Genomic DNA, 21,486 nt, shown 5'->3' on the forward strand with positions numbered 1-21,486 from the left:
TTGCGAGGCTCCTGCGGGGCTTTGCGTGGGCTCGGGGTCCGGTGCTCGTTGCTCGTGATTCGTACGGGGACAGCGGTATGGGGACAGCGGTACGGCGACCGCGGTACGGGGACCGCGGCTACCGGCCGGTCGTCACGCCCTCCGTTCCCGCGTCGATCTCGCCGCGGGTCGGCATGGAGGACGAGGCGCCCGGGCGCTGGACGGAGAGCGCGGCGGCCGCGGAGGCCCAGGCCATCGCGGCGGGCATCGGCCTGCCCTCGACGATGGCCACCGCGAGGGCTCCGACGAAGGTGTCGCCCGCGGCGGTCGTGTCGACGGCGCGGACGCGCGGGGCCGGGACCGTGACGGGTTCCGCGCCGCGGGCGGCGTAGAGACTGCCCGCGGCACCGAGGGTGATCACCACCTCGGGCACCTGGCGGAGCAGTGCCGCGGCGGCGGCGTGCGGATCGGTGGTGCCGGCGAGAGCGGCGGCCTCGTGCTCGTTCGGCACCAACAGGTCGGTGGCGGCGAGCAGTTCGGGCGGCAAGGGCTGCGCGGGCGCCGGGGTGAGGATGGTCCGCACCCCGTGGCGGCGGGCGGCCTCGGCACCGGCGATCACGCCGCTGAGGGGGAGTTCGAGCTGGAGGAGGAGGGCGTCGGCGCCGGCGATGAGGGTCTCGTCGCCGGGGCCCAGACGGGTGACGGTGCCATTGGCGCCGGGGACGACGACGATCGCGTTGCCGCCCTCGTCGTCCACGACGATGTGCGCGGTTCCGGAAGGGCCTTCGGCGGTGCGCAGCAGATCGGTGTCGACTCCGGAGTGCTGGAGCGTGTCCCGCAGACGGGCGCCGAAGTCGTCCGAGCCGACGGCGCCGATCATCGACACGTCGCCGCCGGCCCGGGCGGCTGCGACGGCCTGGTTGGCGCCCTTGCCGCCGGGGACCGTACGGAACTCGCGCCCCGTGACGGTCTCACCGCGCTGCGGGGCCTTCGCGACGTACGCGACGAGGTCCATGTTGGTGCTGCCGAGCACGACGATGCCGCTCATGGGCGCGAGTCCTCCCGCAAGGTGGTGTGGGCGAGGGTGAGGTGGGCGAGCGAGTCGAAGCCGATGCCGTCGAAGCCGCCGACGGTGCTGGCGAGGCGGTTCTTGAGCGGGGCGGTCCAGCGCTCGGGCAGCCGGTCCGGGTGGCCGGCGAGCAGCCCCGCGAGGGAGCCGGCGGTGGCGCCGTTGGAGTCGGTGTCCCAGCCGCCGGACACGGCACGGCAGATGGAGCCGGCGAAGTCGCCGTCGGCATGGGTGAGGGCGGCGCAGAGGAGGGCGGTGTTGGGGACGGTGTGCACCCAGTGGTACGAGCCGTAGGCGGAGTGCAGACGGTCCACGACGGTGTCGAAGCCGGCGTGCGCGGTGGCCGTCTCGATGCCCGAACGGATGGCCGCGGCGAGGCGGGAGCGGGGCGGTACGACGCGGAGGCCGCTGCGCAGGCACTCGTGGACGTCCGCGGTGCCCGTCGCCGCCTCGGCGAGCGCCGCCGCGATGAACATGGCCCCGTACACGCCGTTCGCGGTGTGTGTGAGCACCGCGTCCCGATGGGCCTGCTCGGCGGCGGCGGCCGGGTCGCCGGGGTGGGTCCAGCCGTGGACATCGGCCCGGATCGCGGCGCCGATCCACTCACGGAAGGGGTTGTGGTGGCGGGCGGTGAGCGGCGGCTCAAGACCGGCCAGGAGGTTGCGGTAGGCGATGCGCTCGGCGGTGAAGGTACGGCCGGCGGGGAGTTCGTCCAGCCAGAGCCGTGCGACGTCGGCAGTGCGGAAGGTCCGTCCGTACCGCTTGAGGAGCAGCAGGTTGAGGAGGGGGTAGTTGAGGTCGTCGTCCTCGGGCATGCCGTCGATGTTCTCGGCAAGAGAGGTGTTTGCGGAACGGCGGTTCCAGGGATGCGCCCGCAGGAGTTCGGGCGGGACGCCCTTCGCGGTGAACCAGGTGCCGAGGGGCCAGTTGCCGGCGGCGCGGGCGAGTGCACGGAGGGCGTGGAGGGGGAGCTTCTCGACGGGCTTGCCCAGGAGACACCCGGCGGCCCGGCCCAGCCAGGCGGCGTGGAGCCGGTGGAGGAGAGCGTCGCCGCTCACGTCTCGCGGCGAGGAGCCGCCGGGACCCGGACGGGGCCAGTCGGTGCACGTCGCCCTGACGGCCCGGAGGTCCGTCGGCTCACAGTCCGACAAAGGGCTGGGCAGCTCGGCCAGTTCGTCCAGCAGAAGGGTTGCCAGGGTGCGCAGTCGTGGGGACGCGCACGCGGGGGAGGCGCCCGCCGACGGCGGGGCGGGAGTACCGCCCGCCCTCCGCCAGCGGCGGGCGATCTGCGAGGCGTCGCGTCCGTCCTCCTCGGCCTGACGGAGTTCATGGCCGACCAGGTCCTCGGGCTGGACCCAGGTGAGGCGGAGGTTCATCGGGCGTCCGTCAGCCGGGCGAAGGCCGACTCGTGTGCCCGGCGGCGTTCCTTGTCCCGGGCGAAGACCTCGTACGTGACGTCCGTGAGTGCCCGTGCCGGGGCGTGCAGATCGAGTCGGCTGGCCTCCGCGACCGTCTTCACCCAGTCGGGCGGGATCGGCTCCTCGCCGTACAGCGCGCCTGCGATCGCTCCGGACATCGTGGCGATCGAGTCGCAGTCACGGCCGTAGTTGACGGAGCCGAGGACCGTACGGCGATAGTCGCCCTCGCCGATGAGCAGCATGCCGAGGGCGACCGGCAGTTCCTCGATGGCGTGCAGCCGGGAGGGGCGGCGGGCGCCCAGGGAAGGGGCGCGGTAGTCGGGGCCGACGGTGTCGAAGGGGGCGACGGCCTCGCGCAGCGGGCGCAGGGCGGGTTCGAAGTCGGTGTACCGGCAGGCGACTTCGGTGACCGCCTCGATCGCCGAGTGCGTGCCGTCCTTCGCGGCGGCGAGGCAGGCGTCGACGACGGTGGCGGGGGTGGCGCCGGGGGTGCAGGCCGTGGCGACCGCCACGGCGAGCACACCGGCAGCCTCGCGGCCGTACGAGGACTGGTGGGCGCCCGCGACGTCGAGGGCCTCGGCATACGCGGCGGCCGGGTTCGCGGCGTTGACCAGGCCGACGGGCGCCATGTACATCGCGGCGCCGCAGTTGACGATGTTCCCGGTGCCCGCCTCGCGCGGGTCGACATGGCCGTAGTGGAGGCGAGCGGCGAGCCACTTCTCGGCGAGGAAGACCCGCTGGAGCGGGAGCGCCTCGGCCTCCAGCTCCGGGATCCAGCGGGGGTTGGAGATCAGGTCGGGGACGAGATGGTCGGCCACGGCGTAGGCGTCGAGGTGGTCGCGCACGGTCTCGTAGACGCGGACGAGGGCGTGGGCCATCAGGGTGTCGTCGGTGACGTGGCCGTCGCCCTTGTGGTACGGGGCGATGGGGCGGGCGGTGCGCCAGTCGTCGCCGTGCCACGGGCCGACGATGCCGTGGACGCGGCCGCCGTGCCGTTCCACGATCTGCTCCGGGGTGTACCCCTCGACCGGGCCGCCGAGGGCGTCGCCGACCGCCGCGCCGACGAGGCAGCCCGTGATCCGGTCGCCGAGTGTCGTGACCGTCGGGAGCGCTGAGAGTGTCATGTCGGAATTGTCCACCCGGGGTGGGTGCGGGCGGGGAAGGCTCAGTCGGGGATTCGTATCCGGATTCGCAGGGGTCCGCGTCGGGATCCGTGTCGTGCTGCGTGTCGGGATCCGTGCCTCGGCCTGTGTCCCGATACGGGCCCGACGGGGGCGAGTTACGGGCGCACGGTGTGGGCGAGAAGACCGGCGAGTTCCACGAGATCGGTGCCGGCGAGGCGGGGGAGGGCACAGCCGGCGAGGGTGCGGCAGGCGTCGCGCCAGGCCGTGGGTACGGCCGTGCCACCGCCGAGCGCGCCGGTCAGCGCCCCGGCGAGGGCGGGTGCGGAGTCGGCGACGCGGGACAGGCACGCGGCGGCGGGGATCGCGCCGGACACCTCGCCGCGGGCGGCGGTGGCGAGGGCGAGGGCGACGGGAACGGTCTCGGCGGCGGCGATGCCGTAGCTGTAGACGTGGTCGACGATCTGATGCTCCAGGAGGGGGACGAGGGAGAAGGCGTCGGCTCCGCTGTGGACGCAGTCCCTGGCGAGCTTGACGGCGTGCCGGGCGTTGCGGCCGATCTCGGTGGCGTCCGGGAGCTGGGCGAGGGCGGCGTCGACGGCGGTGTCGACGTGCGCGCCGCCTAGGGCAGTGGCGATGGCCGCCGCCATGGCCCGGGCGCCGTGCACGCCGTCGCCGTCCTGGGTGTAGCGGGCGTCGAACTCGGCGAGGTCGGCGGCGGCCTGTGGATGCCCGGGGTGGACGACGGCGAGTACGGCGGCGCGGACGCAGGCGGCGTCGTCGAAGTAGTGCGGGTTGTCGTGACCGGTGGCGGGTGGGCGCAGGCCGGTGGCGAGGTTGCCGAGGCCGGCGCGTACGGAGATACGGGCGCGGAGGGGGAGTACGGCGGACTCGACCTCGGGGGCGCGGGCGGCGGCTGCGGCGACCTTGCCGGCCAGGGAGTTCCAGGCGAGGTCGACCGCGGCGCGCATACGGCGGCCGAGGTCGAGGCCGTCGAAGTGCTCACCGGCGCCGGTGAGCACGGTCTCGGCGGCGAAGGCGGCCCACTCGGCGTCGTCGGAGGGACCGAGGCGGAGGGGTTCGGGTGGCTGGTTGAGGGCGATGGGGACGGGGAGGGTGGTCGTCGCGTTCTGCTCGGCGAACGTGTCGAGCTCGCGCGTGAGCCGCCGCGTCCACTCGGGCATCCGCGCGGCTCGGTGCCGCGCGGCGGGCCACCCCGCGGCGTCTCCGGCGGCGAGCCCGAGAAGCAGCCCCTCGATCCGGGCGCCGGCGCGGGCGCGGGTGCGCTGGGGGCGCGGCGCCTTGCGGGCGGTGGCCGTGGCGATCGGGCTCCCGAGGGCCGCGGTGTCGGCACGAGCCTCGACCGGGTCGCGCGGCGTCCCCGGGGTGAGGTCCGGTGGGGAGTCGGGGGGTGTCTCGGTGGTGAGGTCGGGAGGGGAGTCCGGCGGCGTCGCGAGGGTCAGGTCCGGTGGGGAGCCGGGGGGTGTCTCGGTGGTGAGGTCGGGAGGGGAGTCCGGCGGCGTCGCGAGGGTCAGGTCCGGTGGGGAGTCGGGGGGCGTCTCGGTGGTGAGGTCCGGGGGGTCGGGGGTGGGGTCGAGGGGGCGGGGGGTCATGACGGGGCCTCGGTGTCGTCGTACGGGGTGAGGAGGTCCGCGATGTCGAGGACGTGGTAGCCGCGCATCGAGGGCAGGCAGCTGCCGCGGACGGGGCCGATCGCGGCTGCCCAGTCCGGGGGGATGGCGGAGGCGCCGGACATCGCGCCGGCGAGGGCGCCCGCGACCGCCGCCGTGGTGTCGGCGTCGCGGCCCATGTTGACCGCGGTGAGGACGGACGTACGGAAGTCGCCGCGGGCCGCCGCGAAGGCACCGAAGGCGAGGCCGACCGCCTCGGGCGCGAGGTCCGTCCAGGGATAGCCGCCGATGACGACGGCGGAGCGGACCGTGCGTTCGCGGCCGAGGGGGTCGGGCTCCGCCCGTTCCGCGGCGACGACCGCGCGCCGCATGGAGCGTGCGGTCCACGAGTCCATCGGGACGACGGACAGCGCCGCGCCGATGACCCCGGCGGGCCCGGCACCCGCCATCGCCGCGGCCACCCCCGCCGCCACGGCCTGGCCACCGTAGATGCCCTCGCCGTCGTGGCTCACGCAGCCGTCGATGGCGACCAGCCGCGCGGCTTCGTCGGGGCGGCCCGCCGCGAAGACGCCGAAGGGAGCCGCCCGCATGGCGAGCCCGTCGCTCCAGGCGTGCCGGTGCTGGGCCGTGATGGGGGCCGCCAGACCGCGGCGGAGGTTCTCCAGCGTCCCCCGCTCGCTGAAGCCCGCCCCCCGGAACGGTCCCTCGTCGAGGTCGGCGATCCAGTGGTGCCATGCCTTCTCGACATGCGCGACGGCCAGGGCGGACCCGTGCCGGGCGAGCAACAGCCCGGAGAAGATCGCGTACTCCGTGTCGTCCGTACCGGCCGGACTCTCGGTCACGAAGCCCTCGATCCGGCCCCACCGGCGGCGGATCTCGGACGGCCGCATGTTCTCCGCGGGCGCCCCGAGCGCATCTCCCACCGCCAGTCCGAGAAGCGCGCCGCGGGCCCGATCGCATGCAATCCACTCCAACGCGTCACCCCTTTATGAGGCTTCATGCGGCACTGGGCCTGTTCCTGGATCTCTGCCACGCGGGGCGCCGGGTGCGGCGCGGTGAACCTCCGTGTCACCCGCCTGCCATCAGGTAAGTAAAGCCTGCCTTGCTGGCGCGCCCCTTACATCGCGCGTACTTTCGAGGTGTTGAGGGGGAGCGGGGCGTATGTACGAACCCGCCCTGGGAGCAAGGGGAGAGCTGTGTCCATCATCGAGACCGAGGCGACACTTCACGCGGCGCACCGCGACAACCACACACACCGCGATGTGAACGGCGGCTGGCTGCGTCCCGCGGTGTTCGGCGCGATGGACGGTCTCGTCTCCAACCTCGCCCTGATGACCGGTGTCGCGGGCGGCGCCGTGTCCCAGCAGACCATCGTCATCACCGGGCTCGCCGGTCTTGCGGCCGGAGCCTTCTCCATGGCGGCCGGCGAGTACACCTCCGTGGCCTCGCAGCGCGAGCTCGTCCAGGCCGAACTGGACGTCGAACGTCGCGAATTGCGCAAGCACCCGGTCGACGAGATGGAGGAGCTGGCCGCGCTGTACGTGGCCCGTGGCGTCGAGCCCGCGCTCGCCCGCGAGGTGGCCATGCAGCTGTCCCGGGACCCCGAGCAAGCGCTCGAGATCCACGCCCGCGAGGAGCTCGGCATCGACCCGGACGATCTGCCGTCGCCGGCCGTCGCCGCCGTCTCGTCCTTCGCCTCGTTCGCGCTGGGCGCGCTGGTGCCCGTGCTGCCGTATCTGCTCGGCGCCACCGCGCTGTGGCCCGCGGTCCTGCTGGCGCTCCTCGGGCTCTTCGCCTGCGGTGCGCTGGTCGCCAGGGTGACCGTCCGTGGCTGGTGGTTCAGCGGGCTGCGGCAGCTCGCGCTGGGCGGTGCCGCGGCCGCCGTGACGTACGGAATCGGGTCACTCATCGGCGCGGCGGTCTGACCCCGGCGGGACCTGCGGCGACCTGCGCGGAGTCCGGTCCTGACGGTTCGGGCCCGCGCCCGGTACCCTGTGAGGTACGTCCCGGTGCCAAACCCCGGCACTCGGTGGGACACTATACGTGGCTCCACATAAGTAGCCGTTACGTTGCGGTTTCGAGTCCCTGACAACCGGGCATGAGCCGTAAGCGCCGTGGGCAATGAAGCCTGCTCTGCATCCGGGATCGCGGACACCGATCTGACGTCGACCTGTCCGTCCCGCCCCATCTGCACCGCTACCAGACCCAAGATCGCGGTGTCCGCATGTTGGAATGGGCTATCCGGTACCCGAGATTCACTCCATCATGTAACCTGCACGAAATTTCAGCGGAGGGCCAACGTCGTCCCTCGGCACCACCACATGCCACGACGACGACGGGAGAGCCGATGCGTTCCTACGCCTGGTCGCCCATGGACGGTCGCCCCGCCCCGCAGGGGATGTACGACCCCCGTAACGAACACGACGCCTGCGGTGTCGGGTTCGTGGCCACCCTCACCGGTGTTGCCAGCTATGAGCTGGTCGAGCAGGCGTTGACCGTTCTGCGCAACCTGGAGCACCGAGGCGCCACCGGGTCCGAGCCCGACTCGGGCGACGGCGCCGGCATCCTTCTCCAGGTCCCGGACGCGTTCCTGCGCGAGGTCACCGCATTCGAGCTTCCCGAGGCCGGTTCGTACGCCGTCGGTATCGCCTTCATCCCCGAGGGCGCCCAGGACCAGGCCGTCTCACAGATCGAGACGATCGCCGCGGAGGAGGGCCTGAACGTCCTCGGCTGGCGCGAGGTCCCCATCGCCCCCGAGCTCCTCGGCGCCACCGCCCGCTCGACGATGCCGGTCTTCCGCCAGCTCTTCGTCGCGGACGCGGACGGCACGGCCACGGGCATCGTCCTCGACCGCAAGGCGTTCGTGCTGCGCAAGCGCGCCGAGCGCGAGGCCGGGGTGTACTTCCCGTCGCTCTCCGCCCGCACCATCGTCTACAAGGGCATGCTGACCACCGGACAGCTGGAGCCCTTCTTCCCGGACCTGTCCGACCGCCGCTTCGCCACCGCCGTCGCGCTCGTCCACTCCCGGTTCTCCACGAACACCTTCCCGAGCTGGCCGCTGGCCCACCCGTACCGCTTCGTCGCGCACAACGGCGAGATCAACACGGTCAAGGGCAACCGCAACTGGATGCGCGCCCGTGAGTCGCAGCTGGTCAGCGACGCGTTCGGCGCTGCCGACAATGGACACAGCGAGGCGGAGAAGCTGGAGCGGATCTTCCCCATCTGCACGCCGGACGCCTCCGACTCCGCCTCCTTCGACGAGGTCCTGGAGCTGCTCCACCTCGGCGGCCGCTCCCTGCCCCACAGCGTCCTGATGATGGTCCCCGAGGCGTGGGAGAACCACGACTCCATGGACCTCGCCCGGCGCGCCTTCTACCAGTACCACTCCACGATGATGGAGCCCTGGGACGGCCCGGCCTGCGTCACCTTCACCGACGGCACCCAGGTCGGCGCGGTCCTCGACCGCAACGGTCTGCGCCCCGGCCGCTACTGGGTCACCGACGACGGCCTCGTCGTCCTCTCCTCCGAGGTCGGTGTCCTGGACATCGACCCCGCCAAGGTCGTCCGCAAGGGCCGCCTCCAGCCCGGCAAGATGTTCCTCGTCGACACCGCCGAGCACCGCATCATCGAGGACGACGAGATCAAGGCCGCCCTGGCCGCCGAGCAGCCGTACCAGGACTGGCTGGAGGCCGGGATCATCGAGCTCGGTGATCTGCCCGAGCGCGAGCACATCGTCCACACCCACGCCTCGGTCACCCGCCGCCAGCAGACCTTCGGCTACACCGAGGAAGAGCTGCGTGTCCTCCTCGCGCCGATGGCCCGCGCCGGCATGGAGCCGATCGGCTCCATGGGCACGGACTCGCCGATCGCGGCGCTGTCCGAGCGCCCGCGGCTGCTCTTCGACTACTTCACCCAGCTGTTCGCGCAGGTCACCAACCCGCCGCTGGACGCCATCCGCGAGGAGCTCGTCACCTCGCTGCACTCGTCCCTCGGCCCGCAGGGCAACCTCCTGGAGCCGACCGCCGCGTCGTGCCGCAGCGTCACCCTGCCCTTCCCGGTGATCGACAACGACGAGCTGGCCAAGCTCATCCACATCAACGCCGACGGCGACATGCCCGGCATGACGGCCGTGACGCTCTCCGGCCTCTACCGGGTCTCCGGCGGCGGCGACACGCTGGCCGCCCGGATCGAGGAGATCTGCGCCGAGGCCGACGCCGCCATCGAGGACGGCGCCCGGCTGATCGTGCTCTCCGACCGGCACTCCGACGCCGAGCACGCCCCGATCCCGTCGCTGCTGCTCACCGCCGCCGTGCACCACCACCTCATCCGCACCAAGCAGCGCACCCACGTGGGCCTGCTGGTCGAGGCCGGTGACGTCCGCGAGGTGCACCACGTCGCACTGCTCATCGGCTACGGCGCCGCCGCCGTCAACCCGTACCTCGCGATGGAGTCCGTCGAGGACCTGCTGCGCGCCGGTACGTTCATCGAGGGCATCGAGCCCGAGAAGGCCATCCGCAACCTGATCTACGCCCTCGGCAAGGGCGTCCTCAAGGTCATGTCCAAGATGGGCATCTCGACCGTCGCCTCCTACCGCGGCGCGCAGGTCTTCGAGGCCGTGGGTCTCGACGAGGCCTTCGTCGACAAGTACTTCAACGGCACCGCCACCAAGATCGGCGGCGCGGGCCTCGACGTCATCGCCAAGGAGGTCGCCGCCCGGCACGCCAAGGCGTACCCGGCCAGCGGCATCGCCCCGGCGCACCGCGCGCTGGAGATCGGCGGCGAGTACCAGTGGCGCCGCGAGGGCGAGCCGCACCTCTTCGACCCGGAGACGGTCTTCCGCCTGCAGCACGCCACGCGCAGCAAGCGGTACGACATCTTCAAGAAGTACACGGACCGGGTGAACGAGCAGGCCGAGCGGCTCATGACGCTCCGCGGCCTCTTCAGCCTCAACAGCGGACGCGAGCCGATCTCCATCGACGAGGTCGAGCCCGCCAGCGAGATCGTCAAGCGCTTCTCCACCGGCGCCATGTCGTACGGCTCCATCTCCAGGGAGGCGCACGAGACCCTCGCCATCGCCATGAACCAGCTGGGCGGCAAGTCCAACACCGGTGAGGGCGGCGAGGACCCGGAGCGCCTGTACGACCCGGCGCGGCGTTCGTCGATCAAGCAGGTCGCCTCCGGCCGCTTCGGTGTCACGTCCGAGTACCTGGTCAACGCCGACGACATCCAGATCAAGATGGCCCAGGGCGCCAAGCCCGGTGAGGGCGGCCAGCTGCCCGGCCAGAAGGTCTACCCGTGGATCGCCAAGACCCGGCACAGCACGCCCGGTGTCGGTCTGATCTCCCCGCCGCCGCACCACGACATCTACTCCATCGAGGACCTGGCTCAGCTGATCCACGACCTCAAGAACGCCAACCCGGTCGCCCGCATCCACGTGAAGCTGGTGTCGGAGGTCGGTGTCGGCACGGTCGCCGCGGGTGTCTCCAAGGCCCACGCGGACGTCGTCCTCATCTCCGGCCACGACGGCGGCACCGGCGCCTCGCCGCTGACCTCGCTGAAGCACGCGGGCGGTCCCTGGGAGCTCGGCCTCGCCGAGACCCAGCAGACGCTGCTGCTCAACGGCCTGCGCGACCGCATCGTCGTGCAGACCGATGGCCAGCTGAAGACCGGCCGTGACGTCGTCATCGCCGCGCTGCTCGGCGCCGAGGAGTTCGGTTTCGCGACCGCGCCGCTCGTCGTCTCCGGCTGCGTGATGATGCGCGTCTGCCACCTGGACACCTGCCCGGTCGGCATCGCCACCCAGAACCCGGTCCTGCGGGAACGCTTCTCCGGCAAGGCCGAATTCGTCGTGAACTTCTTCGAGTTCATCGCCGAAGAGGTCCGCGAGCTCCTCGCCGAGCTGGGCTTCCGCACGCTGCAGGAGGCCGTCGGCCACGCCGAGATGCTCGACACCGCCCGGGCCGTGAACCACTGGAAGGCACAGGGCCTCGACCTCGAGCCCCTCTTCCACGTTCCTGAGCTGCCCGACGGCGCCGCACGCCACCAGCTCGTCGAGCAGGACCACGGCCTGGCGAAGGCCCTGGACAACGAGCTGATCGAGCTGGCCGCCGACGCGCTGGCCGCTTCCTCCGCCGAGGAGGCCCAGCCGGTCCGCGCCCAGGTCGCGATCCGGAACATCAACCGGACCGTGGGCACGATGCTCGGTCACGAGGTGACCAAGAAGTTCGGCGGTGCGGGCCTGCCCGACGACACCATCGACATCACCTTCACCGGCTCGGCCGGCCAGTCCTTCGGCGCGTTCCTGCCGCGCGGTGTCACGCTGCGCCTGGAGGGCGACGCCAACGACTACGTCGGCAAGGGCCTCTCCGGTGGCCGCGTCGTCGTCCGCCCGGACCGCGGTGCCGACCACCTCGCCGAGTACTCGACGATCGCGGGCAACACCATCGCGTACGGTGCGACCGGCGGCGAGCTGTTCCTGCGCGGCCGCACCGGCGAACGCTTCTGCGTCCGCAACTCCGGCGCGCTGGTGGTCTCCGAGGGCGTGGGCGACCACGGCTGCGAGTACATGACCGGCGGCCACGCCGTCGTCCTCGGCGAGACGGGCCGCAACTTCGCGGCCGGTATGTCCGGCGGCATCGCGTACGTCATCGACCTCGACCGGGACAACGTCAACGTCGGCAACGTGAACGCCGTCGAGGCGCTGAGCGACACCGACAAGCAGTGGCTGCACGACGTCGTGCGCCGCCACCACGAGGAGACGGGCTCCACCGTCGCCGAGAAGCTGCTTGCCGACTGGTCCGCGGCCGTGGACCGGTTCAGCAAGATCATCCCGACCACGTACAAGGCAGTGCTCGCCGCCAAGGACGCCGCTGAGCTCGCCGGTCTCTCCGAGCAGGAGACCACCGAGAAGATGATGGAGGCGGCGACCAATGGCTGACCCCAAGGGCTTCCTGACCACCGGACGCGAGGTCGCCACGACCCGTCCGGTGGGCGAGCGAGTCAAGGACTGGAACGAGGTCTACGTTCCCGGCTCCCTGCTGCCGATCATCAGCAAGCAGGCCGGGCGTTGCATGGACTGCGGCATCCCGTTCTGCCACAACGGCTGTCCGCTCGGGAACCTGATCCCCGAGTGGAACGACTACGCGTACCGCGAGGACTGGCAGGCCGCCAGCGAGCGGCTGCACGCCACCAACAACTTCCCGGAGTTCACGGGCCGGCTCTGCCCCGCCCCGTGCGAGGCGGCCTGCGTCCTCGGCATCAACCAGCCGGCCGTCACCATCAAGAACGTCGAAGTCTCCATCATCGACAAGGCGTGGGACGCCAACGACGTCAAGCCGCAGCCGCCCGAGCGGCTGTCCGGCAAGACGGTCGCGGTCATCGGCTCGGGCCCCGCGGGCCTGGCCGCCGCCCAGCAGCTGACCCGGGCGGGCCACACCGTCGCCGTGTACGAGCGCGCCGACCGCATCGGCGGACTGCTCCGCTACGGCATCCCCGAGTTCAAGATGGAGAAGCGGCACATCAACCGCCGTATCGAGCAGATGCGCGCGGAGGGCACCAAGTTCCGCACGGGCGTGGAGATCGGCCGTGACATCGACGCGACGAAGCTGCGCCGCCGGTACGACGCCGTCGTCATCGCCGCCGGTGCCACGACCGCCCGCGATCTGCCGGTGCCGGGCCGTGAGCTGAACGGCATCCACCAGGCGATGGAGTACCTGCCGCTCGCCAACAAGGTCGTCGAGGGCGACTACGTGGCCCCGCCCATCACCGCCGAGGGCAAGCACGTCGTGGTCATCGGCGGCGGCGACACCGGCGCCGACTGTGTCGGCACGGCCCACCGCCAGGGCGCGGCCTCCGTCACCCAGCTGGAGATCATGCCGCGTCCGGGCGACGACCGTCCGGGCCACCAGCCCTGGCCGACGTTCCCGATGCTCTACAAGGTCACGTCCGCGCACGAGGAGGGCGGCGAGCGGGTCTACTCCGTCTCCACCACCCACTTCGAGGGCGACGAGGACGGCAACGTCCAGTCCCTGCACCTCGTCGAGGTCGAGTTCGTCGACGGCAAGCTCACCCAGAAGCCGGGCACGGAGCGGAAGATCCCGGCCCAGCTGGTCACCCTGGCCATGGGCTTCACCGGCACGGACGTCCAGAACGGTCTGGTCTCGCAGTTCGGCCTGGAGCTGGACGAGCGCGGCAACGTCGCGCGCGACGCGGACTTCGCCACCAACGTGGACGGCGTCTACGTCGCCGGCGACGCGGGCCGTGGCCAGTCGCTCATCGTCTGGGCGATCGCCGAGGGCCGCTCGGCGGCGCGCGGTGTGGACCGCTTCCTGACGGGTGCGAGCGAGCTGCCCGCGCCGATCCGCCCGACGGACCGCGCGCTGATGGTCTGAGCCCCACCCCCGAATACTGCCCGTACAACGGCGTACGGAACAGACGCGGCGCCTGCCCAGTCCCCGACCGGACAAGGGCAGGCGCCGCGGCGTGTCAGCAGTGCGGCTGCGACTCGTCACTGCGGCTGTGACGACGGCTCCGAGAGAGCCGGTTTCCTTGCGTTCGGCCGCAGCCGCCGTCCGCGGTGGCTACGCTCTGTGTGGCAGGCAAGTGCGTTGCGTGAAAGGGGCCTTGGTGATGACCGAGCCCAGGAACACCGATCCGTACACCGACCCGAGGGCCTTCTACGGCTCGGAGCTGCGACGCTTGCGCGAGACCGCGCGACTCTCGCAAGAGCAGTTGGGGGAGCGGGTGTTCTGCTCTGCCACGTACATCGGTCAGTTCGAGAACGCGACGAGACGCCCGCAGTTGGAGATGTCGAGGCACCTGGACGAGGTGCTGGGCAGTGGGGAGCACCTCCAGCGTCTGTGCCGCCTGGCCAGGACGACGAAGGTCGCCGACTACTTCGCCGACGCGGCGGAGTTGGAGCGACAGGCCAAGATGATCTGCGAGTACGCACCGGTGCTGGTGCCGGGGCTGCTTCAGACGGAGGCCTACGCGCGGGCGATCACGCGGACGGCGACGCCCTTCGCGTCACAGGCGACCGTCGAGGACCACGTCCGGGGCAGGATGGACCGGCAGCGGGTTCTGGAAGATCCAGCCAGGCCCGTCCTGTGGGCGATTCTTCATGAGGCGCTCCTCCGGACGCCGATGGGCGGACCCGGGAGCATGTGCGAGCAGCTCCTGCACATCGCCGAACGGGCCCGAAACCGGCGCGTGGTGGTTCAGGTACTGCCCTTCGCCGCGATGAACGAGGCGTTCATCGGCAGCATGGTGTCGCTGATGTCCTTCGATGACGGACCGACGGTCGTCTATACAGAGGGCGCGGGCAGTGGGCAGCTCATCGACGATCCCGCTCTGGTCGAGCACTGCCAGAGGTCATACGATCTCGCAAGGGCCGCCGCACTATCGCCGATGGCGACCCTCGAACTGCTGGAATCGGTGGCGGAGGACTACGGGAACACATGAACACCGCATCACAGGAGTTGAGTCACGTCGTCTGGCGCAAGTCGTCCTACAGCGACGGCACGGGTGGCAGTTGCGTCGAGGTCGCCGGTCTTCCCGGGATCGTTCCCGTCCGCGACAGCAAGAACCCGGACGGCCCCGCGCTCGTCTTCAAGGCTGCGGGCTGGGCGGCCTTCGTGACCGCCGTCAAGGACAGCGCCTTCGCGGGCTGACAGCCCCGGCCCTCACGTCCATCAGCACGGCGAACGGAGTTGCACCATGGCGGCCATCAGCCTGCGCAAGATGGAGGAGACCGCCCCGGCCCTCGTCAGCCTCTACAAGAGCGCGGGCGTCTCGCTGGAGAAGCACGGTCTGAGCGGTCAGCGCGCGGCCGTCTATCTGGTGGTGGACTACTCCGGCTCGATGAAGCCGTACTACAAGGACGGCAGCGTCCAGGCTCTGGCCGACCGCGTGCTCGGGCTGTCCGCGAACCTCGATGACGACGGACGTGTCCCGGTCGTGTTCTTCTCCACGGACATCGACGCGGAGACCGAGATCGCGCTCGCCGGACACGAGGGCTGCATCGACCGGATCGTCGCCGGTCTCGGGCACATGGGCAAGACGAGCTACCACCTGGCGATGGACGCCGTCATCGACCACTACCTGGACAGCGGCGCCACGGCGCCGGCGCTCGTCGTCTTCCAGACCGACGGTGGGCCCATCAACAAGCTCGCCGCCGAACGCTATCTGTGCAAGGCGGCCGAACTGTCGATGTTCTGGCAGTTCATCGGCTTCGGCGACCCAGGCAGCAAGCAGTTCGACTTCCTGCGCAAGCTGGACGAACTTGCGGTCCCCGCGAAACGGTCCATCGACAACGCAGGCTTCTTCCACGCGGGCCAGGACCCGCGCCGGGTGCCGGACGCGGAGCTGTACGACCGGCTGGTGTCCGAGTTCCCGGTGTGGCTGGAGAACGCCCGAAGGATCGGCATCGTACGGTCCTGACCGTCGGGACGAGGCCGGAATCCAGGTGCGGCGGTCCGGTCCTCCGTGCGAGCGTGGCGCGTATGGCTACCTTGGTGCGGCATGTGACGATCGACAGCTCCGACGCGTACGCGCTGGCCGTCTTCTGGGCCGGGGTCCTGGAGTGCCCGGTGAGCGACGAGGACCAGCCGGGCGACCCCGAGGCGCTGGTGGAGGCACCCGGAGTCGGCATCCTCTTTGTGACCGTGCCCGAGAAGAAGACCCAGAAGAACCGGGTCCACCTCGACCTGCAGCCGCAGGACCGTAGCCGCGACGAGGAGGTCGAGCGGCTGCTGAAGCTCGGCGCCACGCTCGTGGGTGACCGGCGCAACCCGGACGGCACCGGGTGGGTGACGCTCGCGGACCCCGAGGGCAACGAGTTCTGTGTGGAGCGCAGCGCGGCCGAGCGGGCCGGGACGGCGAACGTGCCGGGCGCTGAACCGACGGAGCAACCCTGACACTTGGTGGACCGAGAAGATCCTCGGTGTCCCGGGAGCCGCCTCCCGGAATGCCACGGCCCGGCGCTGCGCGGCTCGGAGGCGGTCGAGGGGGCGCGCACGCAGGAGGCCCTCGTCGCGCGGGTGGATCGCAGTCCGCGAGACCGCAGTCCGCGAGGACACGGGTAGTAGCCACAGCTCCGCATTTCCACGACACGACCTCAGCAACGAGAAGTGAGCCCCGTCCGCCTGCCACGGGGGAACGACAGACAGACGGGGCGTTGGTAGGCGGACGGGCTCAGTCCCAGGTGAGGTGCTGTCCGCCCGGCCCAACGTGGAGCCGTAGGCGTTCAGAGGGTGGGGAGCCCGCTTCTTTCCAACGGGTCACTCTCGCCGCAATGTCGTCCCACAGCCGTACCGAGCCTCCCTGTCGGGCGTACCACGTCCCGTCTTCCTCGTAGACGGCAGCCCATGCGCCTGCGTCCACGTCGATGACGACATGTTCGTCACGGCCGTTGCGCGGGAACGTGAAGCGCTGGGCACGTGGAGCCGCAAACTGCGCGACGAACCGCGTGGTCCAGTCGTCAAGCGCGTTGCCGCCTACCTTCGTCGGTGACGCCTCCGCAGTGTCGAAATCCGGCAGCATGCCCAGCGGAGGAGGCATCTGGGGACGGGCAAGCATGAACGAGACCTTCCCTCCCAGTACCGGGCCGCTTGCGGTCCCGTCGTCGGCCACGGTCAGCCGGACGAGTTCGGAGGCGTTCATCCAGCCGCACACGGTTACGAGGATCTTGCCGCCGGGACGGGTCTGTTCGATCCATTCGGATGGGACCGTACGAACTCCACAGGTGACGATCACGCGGTCGTAGGGGGCGCCGGCTCTGTGCCCGGCCAGACCGTCACCAGCCACGAGCGTGGGCCAGTAGTCCAGCCCCGCGAGTGCCACACCGGCACGCGCGGAGACGTCGGCGTCCACCTCCACGGACGTCACGTTGTCGTCTCCCACAACGTGGGAGAGCAACCCTGTGGAGTAGCCCGTCCCGGTGCCGATTTCCAGCACCTGGGCGCCCTGGGTGACCTGAAGCTCTTCGAGCATCCGGATGACAAGCCCCGGCAGCGTCGAAGACGAAGTAGGGGTATGGGAAATGCGGCCCTCTACCTGCCGCGGGAACACCTCTCCCGCCACCTGCGTGACAAGCGTGTCATCCTCGTACACCCGCCTGAGACGGGCCGGATCGTCAGCGAGGGACGCGGGGCGGTACCACCCGCCGTCTTCGTACTCGAACCATCCCTCGTTGAGGAACGCTTCACGGGGTACCGCCATGATGGCGGCTTCCCACTCCGGGCTTCGCAGATCACCCGACGCGCGAAGGCGCTGGACAAGGTCCGCCCGTAGCGCCTCCGAAGAAACCTTGTCACTCATCCGTTCTCTCCGTGTTGCAACAGGTCAGCGAGGGCCGCTGTCAGCGGAAGCCCGGCTTCGTGCTCCAGCCATGCCCACTGCCCATTTGGGTTGCATTCCAGGAACCACCACTCGTCTTCGGCGGTCAACGCGAAGTCGAAGGCACCGAACCTCAGCCCGAAGCCGGCGAGAAAGCGCAAGAGCGTCCCACGTATCCCGCCCGGGCACTTGATCGGCTCGTACTTCAGATGCCGGTACTCCGCACGCCAGTCCAGAACCCCGGCCGGGGCAGTGATCCGGGCACAGAAGACCTGATCACCGATGACGACCGCGCGCACATCCGAAGTCTTTGGAACCCGGGCTTGAAACAGGTGCGCGCAGACGCTCACACGCTCGTCAATCTCATCGGGCTCGACCGGGGCCGCCCAGATACCGGCGGGCTCCCCATCAACATCGTAGTCGGCGGCGTGAAGCGGCTTGTAGATCGTTGGCTGTTCAGCTGTGAAGGCTCTGGCTTCGGCCGGGTCGTTGGTGATCACGGTGACCGGAACGTTCAGCCCTTCCCGGATTGCCGCGGTGAGCTGAGCTGGTTTGTACTCCGCCCGCGCGATGGCCTGGGGGTGGCTGAGATAGAGACAGTCGGGGAGAGCCCCCAGCACGCCACCGAGCCCGCGCCGGTTCTCCTGAGCGGCGAACCTGGCCGCCTGCCCCTCAGTCCGTGCGGCATAGACGGAGGGCCGCCGGTGGTAGAGGGCGCGGATGCTCCCAAGATCCGCCGTTCGGTTGCCTGTCGTGAGGCGACCACCCCAGCCCTCCGGGTTTGTGCGGGCCGACAATAAGACGTTGGCCGGGAAGTCCTCTCCAGGGTCGAAGCGGAGAACGGGCACCCGGCGCCGGTTCAGTTCCGCAATGACCAGATCAGCGGTTGCGTCTTCGAATCCAGTTGCAACCAGCACCGGGCGTCCGTTCACGCGGCTTCCCCTAGTCCTGGGACGCGTCGTGGCCGGAGTCGCTGTCCTGCTTCCCGTCCTTGCTGACCTGCGTGGCCGGGTACGTGTTGACGGACGTGCCGTGTTTGCCCAGCTCCGCCGGGGTCATCTGCCCGTCCGCGCCGGTCCAGCGGCCCGTCTGGGTCTCCGGGTCGATGCCCGCGTACTGCCACGGGGAAGGGGTGCCGTTGTTGAGCGGAGTCATGCGCCGCATGCCCCACGGTGCCGGGGCCGGCTGAGTGATGGTGCTTTGCAAGGTGTCTCCTTGGTCGTGGTGAACACTGCACTTACGACCCGCCCCGGTAGGCACTCGACCTGTCCAGGGTTGAAGTGGATTCTTCCACCGGGGCGGGAGCTGTGGGCCGTCCCTGCCGAAGGCTCTGACCGAAACGAGGGAGCCGCGATCCACCACGTCCGGCAGGGACGGAGTCCTGCCTTCACGCTGACGCGTACGCCCCGGCGAACCGCCGCCACGCGGTCACGAAGCTCAAGGGCATGGGCCGAGCCGACAGGCTCACGCCGGTCTGTCCGTCATTCGTGTAGATGCGAATGAGGTTGCCGTGTGCGAGCAGGGCCATAGCGACCGCGTGGTCATTCAGGTCTTCGGCCCAGGCCCTCAGCTCTTCCGGTGCATCCCGCTCTTCGTCCGTGGATACCACGAGCGAGACACCGTGCCCGGTACCGGAGAGCCATGGCGTGTCAAGGGGCGGATCCATGAGGTCCGCAAGGCGCCTCGCCTCGCTTCGGAGCCACCGCACGGCAAGACGTGGCGAAGTCGTGTGGCTCCCACGTAACAGGGTGTCGCGCCCTTGGGCCGATAAGACGATCTCGCACCAGTAGAAGTCGGCAGTCATTACCTCGCCCGCCCTGCTCTCGCCAGCTCGAGACCGGCCGGACGCTTCTGTGCTGGGACGAGTTCCGCGAAGTCCACGAAGGAGCGGCGGAACTGCCGGTGACCGGTCTCCTTCATGTGAGCACGCATCCAGTCATCAACGGAGTCCGCGTCATGCCGGGTCCCGACTTACCTGCACAGGGCTCTTCGTCGCCGGCAGCGCACTCCGAGCTGTACTGCGGCTCAAGGGTCGGGTCCTGCTGCGTGGTGAACGGCTGATACCTGAAGACTCTTCGTGTCATGCCACACCCCGGTCTCGAGTCGCCGACTTCGGCGCCTCATCCGGTTCAGCACTCTCTTCAGAGTCGGCAAGCTCTTCAGGGTCAGGGAGGTACCAGCTGAGGCGCCCTCCACGGCTGTCGGCGACTCGAAGCGCGTCGTACAGGCATTCGCTCAGGCGGGCCACAGTGAACCGCAACTCACGTGTGCTCGCCTTCCGGTCGCTGATCACGTCCCGCGCGTGTCCGAGCATGTCAGCGCCTATGGCGAGCTGGGCGGTTTCCATGTCGTCCGCCAGCCGGGACAGGAACCCATGTGGTTCCTCCGTGCTGAGGTAGCACGGGCGCCCGTCTGCCGTAGGCCACGGCAGCAATCTGAGCTGCGTGACGCGTGGTGCGGTTCTTTCCGTGTGCTCTGCCATGCCGACCCCCGGCGTATCCGGTCGCTGCCGTCTTCGGTGACGAAGCTATGAGTCGGTGCAGAATCCAACCAGAGGCGCACCACAGTAGTTTGACGGAGCGTCACTACCAACTGACACGAACCGTAATAGTTACTCTGTGACACCCAGGTGAGCCGCCATGTCTCGCATGGCACGTGTGAGGGTTCTGGGCCGCTTCTTCAGGATGTCGCTCATGAGGTACCGGGCCATGGCTTGGTGCTTCAGCCACTCTCCAGACGTGGACTTGAGTCCGGTGAGTTCGTCCATGGCGTCTTGGTAGGACCCAACGGCTACGTGAGCCTTCGCCACGTCCAACCGGTGGCGGTCCCAGTTGTTGGCACTGGGCTTTCCGAAGTTGCGCACGGCCTTTTGACTGAGAAGCCCGTCATCGGCACGACGAAGAACCCCGCGAGCGTCCCCCATAATGGATAGGTCTTCCACGGCCTTCAGCTCAGCGGTCACCGGTCCAAAGGACGTCCAGTGCGTCCGATAGTCGATGTGCTCAGTGTTCAGCGCGCTCGCTGCCGTGCTCGCCATGCGTCGCGCTTCGGTGGCTACGTCTGGCCGGTTGTTCCGAAGGGCAGCGGAGGCCACGCGGAGAGACAGTTCCCCCCAGACTGCAAGCTGGCCTGGGGGTGCCTTCGAGATCACCGGTTCCATGTCGCCAGCGGTGAGCGTGGCCAGTCGCTCACTCTCGTCAAAGCGGTCTTGCCTCAGCAAGAGCCAGCACATGCCGACCACGCCCGTCGCGGCGCTCAGCGTATGGCCGGTCTCCCGGGCAAGCCGGATCCCTTCGGACAACGCGTAGTAGGCCAGGTCGTATTGGCGGATCTGAACGAGGTACTTGCCGGCGAGCATGAGCGCTTGCCCTCGGACGATCATGGCGCGCTGTTGGTCCTCGCCTTCTGTGGTAGCCACGGTGGCTTCGGCCCGCCGGAGGAGATTTGGCAGCATCTTGGCCACAGACCCGTACCGGTCGGCGTGGTAGAGCGCGTGCCCATCTCCGATGCCTCGTTGCAGGGTGTCCAGGTCATCGCCCGGCCCCAGCTCGTTGAGGGTGGCAGCCAACCCCACGGGAGGCATGAGCGCCCTACGGAGTTCGGCCAGGTGCTGACGGCTGGACTCGTCCCCAATCACTGGTGTCGGGCTCTCCGTGGTGAAGAGCGCCGAAGTCGGTACGTCAAGCGCGCGAGCGAGCACGTGAAGGGTCTCAACTCGGACGCTGCCGCCCTGTTCAACCTTGCGGATCGTGGCAACGCTCAAGTCGGATTCGTGGGCAAGGTCTTCTTGGCTCCACCCCTTCGAGCGGCGGAGCTTCTTGACGTTCTGACTCTCATCGGTGGTCATGCGTCACCATCCCCTCACACCCAGCGTATGCCCGCACGAGGGCCGCGCGAGACGGGTAGCTCCCGGTCACAATGACCTGGGCACCCTT

The 21,486-nt window shown here is 70.0% G+C and carries 18 protein-coding genes; 7 read left to right on the forward strand and 11 right to left on the reverse strand.

Annotated elements, in window-relative coordinates:
• Nucleotides 1-118: 118 nt before the first annotated feature.
• The 5 genes from rbsK to ACZ6ZQ_RS12400 all read right to left on the reverse strand — a co-directional run bounded on the left by rbsK (nt 119) and on the right by ACZ6ZQ_RS12400 (nt 6,192).
• On the reverse strand, nt 119-1,027 hold the full coding sequence (gene rbsK / locus ACZ6ZQ_RS12380; protein WP_469768468.1) for a ribokinase: 909 nt from the start codon (nt 1,025-1,027) through the stop codon (nt 119-121).
• On the reverse strand, nt 1,024-2,424 hold the full coding sequence (locus ACZ6ZQ_RS12385; RefSeq protein ID WP_469768469.1) for an ADP-ribosylglycohydrolase family protein: 1,401 nt from the start codon (nt 2,422-2,424) through the stop codon (nt 1,024-1,026). The genes rbsK and ACZ6ZQ_RS12385 overlap by 4 nt, the downstream gene beginning before the upstream one ends.
• Nucleotides 2,421-3,590 carry an ADP-ribosylglycohydrolase family protein gene (locus tag ACZ6ZQ_RS12390; protein WP_469768470.1) on the reverse strand — a complete coding sequence of 390 codons (1,170 nt, stop codon included), beginning with the start codon at nt 3,588-3,590 and terminating at the stop codon, nt 2,421-2,423. The genes ACZ6ZQ_RS12385 and ACZ6ZQ_RS12390 overlap by 4 nt, the downstream gene beginning before the upstream one ends.
• Before the next feature lie 155 nt (nt 3,591-3,745).
• Nucleotides 3,746-5,200 (reverse strand): ADP-ribosylglycohydrolase family protein, encoded by a 1,455-nt coding sequence (locus tag ACZ6ZQ_RS12395; RefSeq protein WP_469768471.1) that lies wholly within the window; start codon nt 5,198-5,200, stop codon nt 3,746-3,748.
• The gene (locus ACZ6ZQ_RS12400; RefSeq protein ID WP_469768472.1) at nt 5,197-6,192 is read right to left on the reverse strand and encodes an ADP-ribosylglycohydrolase family protein; all 996 of its coding nucleotides are present in this window, start codon (nt 6,190-6,192) and stop codon (nt 5,197-5,199) included. Before ACZ6ZQ_RS12400 ends, ACZ6ZQ_RS12395 begins: the two co-directional genes overlap by 4 nt.
• Before the next feature lie 222 nt (nt 6,193-6,414).
• Between ACZ6ZQ_RS12400 and ACZ6ZQ_RS12405 the strand changes: the two genes are divergently transcribed.
• From ACZ6ZQ_RS12405 to ACZ6ZQ_RS12435, 7 genes are all read left to right on the forward strand, one after another.
• The gene (locus ACZ6ZQ_RS12405; RefSeq protein WP_469768473.1) at nt 6,415-7,143 is read left to right on the forward strand and encodes a VIT1/CCC1 transporter family protein; all 729 of its coding nucleotides are present in this window, start codon (nt 6,415-6,417) and stop codon (nt 7,141-7,143) included.
• A 422-nt stretch (nt 7,144-7,565) separates the two neighbouring features.
• Entirely contained in the window at nt 7,566-12,155 is a 4,590-nt protein-coding gene (gltB, locus tag ACZ6ZQ_RS12410; RefSeq protein ID WP_469768474.1) for a glutamate synthase large subunit, read from the forward strand.
• Nucleotides 12,148-13,608, forward strand: a complete 1,461-nt coding sequence (locus tag ACZ6ZQ_RS12415) for a glutamate synthase subunit beta (protein ID WP_469768475.1) — start codon at nt 12,148-12,150, stop codon at nt 13,606-13,608. The genes gltB and ACZ6ZQ_RS12415 overlap by 8 nt, the downstream gene beginning before the upstream one ends.
• Nucleotides 13,609-13,846: 238 nt before the next feature.
• Nucleotides 13,847-14,677 carry a helix-turn-helix domain-containing protein gene (locus ACZ6ZQ_RS12420; RefSeq protein ID WP_469768476.1) on the forward strand — a complete coding sequence of 277 codons (831 nt, stop codon included), beginning with the start codon at nt 13,847-13,849 and terminating at the stop codon, nt 14,675-14,677.
• Entirely contained in the window at nt 14,674-14,886 is a 213-nt protein-coding gene (locus ACZ6ZQ_RS12425; protein ID WP_469768477.1) for a DUF397 domain-containing protein, read from the forward strand. The genes ACZ6ZQ_RS12420 and ACZ6ZQ_RS12425 overlap by 4 nt, the downstream gene beginning before the upstream one ends.
• A 46-nt stretch (nt 14,887-14,932) precedes the next feature.
• The gene (locus tag ACZ6ZQ_RS12430; RefSeq protein ID WP_469768478.1) at nt 14,933-15,655 is read left to right on the forward strand and encodes a VWA domain-containing protein; all 723 of its coding nucleotides are present in this window, start codon (nt 14,933-14,935) and stop codon (nt 15,653-15,655) included.
• 62 nt (nt 15,656-15,717) lie between these two features.
• A complete protein-coding gene (locus tag ACZ6ZQ_RS12435; protein ID WP_469768479.1) occupies nt 15,718-16,131 on the forward strand; it encodes a VOC family protein in 414 nt (137 codons plus the stop codon).
• Nucleotides 16,132-16,408: 277 nt separating this feature from the next.
• Here ACZ6ZQ_RS12435 and tgmC read toward each other — a convergent pair whose 3' ends face one another.
• The 6 genes from tgmC to ACZ6ZQ_RS12465 form a co-directional block, all read right to left on the reverse strand.
• Nucleotides 16,409-17,533, reverse strand: coding sequence for an ATP-grasp peptide maturase system methyltransferase (gene tgmC / locus ACZ6ZQ_RS12440; protein ID WP_469768480.1), 1,125 nt, complete (start codon nt 17,531-17,533; stop codon nt 16,409-16,411).
• The gene (gene tgmB, locus ACZ6ZQ_RS12445; RefSeq protein ID WP_469768481.1) at nt 17,530-18,483 is read right to left on the reverse strand and encodes an ATP-grasp ribosomal peptide maturase; all 954 of its coding nucleotides are present in this window, start codon (nt 18,481-18,483) and stop codon (nt 17,530-17,532) included. The genes tgmC and tgmB overlap by 4 nt, the downstream gene beginning before the upstream one ends.
• A gap of 10 nt (nt 18,484-18,493) precedes the next feature.
• Nucleotides 18,494-18,757: a putative ATP-grasp-modified RiPP gene (gene tgmA, locus ACZ6ZQ_RS12450; protein ID WP_469768482.1), complete on the reverse strand. Its 264-nt coding sequence runs from the start codon at nt 18,755-18,757 to the stop codon at nt 18,494-18,496.
• 181 nt (nt 18,758-18,938) lie between these two features.
• Nucleotides 18,939-19,160 carry a hypothetical protein gene (locus ACZ6ZQ_RS12455; protein WP_469768483.1) on the reverse strand — a complete coding sequence of 74 codons (222 nt, stop codon included), beginning with the start codon at nt 19,158-19,160 and terminating at the stop codon, nt 18,939-18,941.
• Nucleotides 19,161-19,354: 194 nt separating this feature from the next.
• Nucleotides 19,355-19,483: a hypothetical protein gene (locus tag ACZ6ZQ_RS12460; protein ID WP_469768484.1), complete on the reverse strand. Its 129-nt coding sequence runs from the start codon at nt 19,481-19,483 to the stop codon at nt 19,355-19,357.
• Nucleotides 19,484-20,162: 679 nt separating this feature from the next.
• Nucleotides 20,163-21,398 (reverse strand): helix-turn-helix domain-containing protein, encoded by a 1,236-nt coding sequence (locus ACZ6ZQ_RS12465; protein ID WP_469768485.1) that lies wholly within the window; start codon nt 21,396-21,398, stop codon nt 20,163-20,165.
• Nucleotides 21,399-21,486: the final 88 nt, after the last annotated feature.

It is taken from the genome of Streptomyces sp. NPDC053673, from assembly GCF_055585225.1.

Coding starts and splice junctions, on each gene's coding strand:
- ACZ6ZQ_RS12385 (WP_469768469.1), bottom strand. CDS start 2,424: ATGAACCTCCGCCTCACCTGGGTCCAGCCCGAGGACCTGGTCGGCCAT.
- ACZ6ZQ_RS12420 (WP_469768476.1), top strand. CDS start 13,847: ATGACCGAGCCCAGGAACACCGATCCGTACACCGACCCGAGGGCCTTC.
- ACZ6ZQ_RS12460 (WP_469768484.1), bottom strand. CDS start 19,483: ATGCGTGCTCACATGAAGGAGACCGGTCACCGGCAGTTCCGCCGCTCC.
- ACZ6ZQ_RS12435 (WP_469768479.1), top strand. CDS start 15,718: ATGGCTACCTTGGTGCGGCATGTGACGATCGACAGCTCCGACGCGTAC.
- ACZ6ZQ_RS12465 (WP_469768485.1), bottom strand. CDS start 21,398: ATGACCACCGATGAGAGTCAGAACGTCAAGAAGCTCCGCCGCTCGAAG.
- ACZ6ZQ_RS12390 (WP_469768470.1), bottom strand. CDS start 3,590: ATGACACTCTCAGCGCTCCCGACGGTCACGACACTCGGCGACCGGATC.
- gltB (WP_469768474.1), top strand. CDS start 7,566: ATGCGTTCCTACGCCTGGTCGCCCATGGACGGTCGCCCCGCCCCGCAG.
- ACZ6ZQ_RS12425 (WP_469768477.1), top strand. CDS start 14,674: ATGAACACCGCATCACAGGAGTTGAGTCACGTCGTCTGGCGCAAGTCG.
- tgmC (WP_469768480.1), bottom strand. CDS start 17,533: ATGAGTGACAAGGTTTCTTCGGAGGCGCTACGGGCGGACCTTGTCCAG.
- rbsK (WP_469768468.1), bottom strand. CDS start 1,027: ATGAGCGGCATCGTCGTGCTCGGCAGCACCAACATGGACCTCGTCGCG.
- ACZ6ZQ_RS12395 (WP_469768471.1), bottom strand. CDS start 5,200: ATGACCCCCCGCCCCCTCGACCCCACCCCCGACCCCCCGGACCTCACC.
- ACZ6ZQ_RS12430 (WP_469768478.1), top strand. CDS start 14,933: ATGGCGGCCATCAGCCTGCGCAAGATGGAGGAGACCGCCCCGGCCCTC.
- ACZ6ZQ_RS12415 (WP_469768475.1), top strand. CDS start 12,148: ATGGCTGACCCCAAGGGCTTCCTGACCACCGGACGCGAGGTCGCCACG.